The organism is Mesorhizobium sp. M5C.F.Ca.IN.020.29.1.1, from assembly GCF_003997375.1.
Lineage (GTDB): Bacteria > Pseudomonadota > Alphaproteobacteria > Rhizobiales > Rhizobiaceae > Mesorhizobium > Mesorhizobium wenxiniae.
The window spans coordinates 1-448 of the sequence record NZ_RZSW01001190.1 but is presented as its reverse complement, the minus strand read 5'-3'; the positions used below and the strand labels follow the sequence as shown (position 1 = coordinate 448).

The following is a 448-nucleotide window of genomic DNA, read 5'->3' as shown; positions in this document are numbered from 1 at the left end:
CTCTCGATCTTACAGATTTGGGTCATCAGGCCTTTGCCGAATTTCCAACTGCCTTTGCAGTGATGCTTGAACCACCGTTCGATATAGATTTCGTCGGTGGCGGCATCGAAGGCGATCAGGCCGGCATCGAACAGCTTGCCGCGGTAGTCCAGGTACTTCTCCACCGGCCAAAGGAGATCGGCGGCGGCATAGGCAGGCTTTATCTGGGAGCAGCCGCAACTGGTCTGGTGCGGACCGCTCACGTAGTAGTGCATCAATGTCCTCCCGCTGTCGTCGAGCGATAGGTAGCGCCGCGAGTTGTGAAGCTCTGGCGAGACCATCGTGAAGGGGCGGGTGTTTCCGCTCATCAGGCACCACCCTTCCTATGTACCGCCCTGTGGTGCAGCCGACAGAGCCAGCGAACGACCATCGGCTTGTCATAGTCATCGTGGTGCGCCTCGGCATCGAG

General features: G+C 58.9%; 1 protein-coding gene. It reads right to left on the bottom strand.

All coding sequences use genetic code 11. The features are described 5' to 3' along the window. On the bottom strand, positions 1-347 hold a 347-nt coding region (locus tag EOA85_RS36985), incomplete at its 3' end, for a hypothetical protein (protein ID WP_164760215.1). Positions 348-448 lie beyond the last annotated feature (101 nt).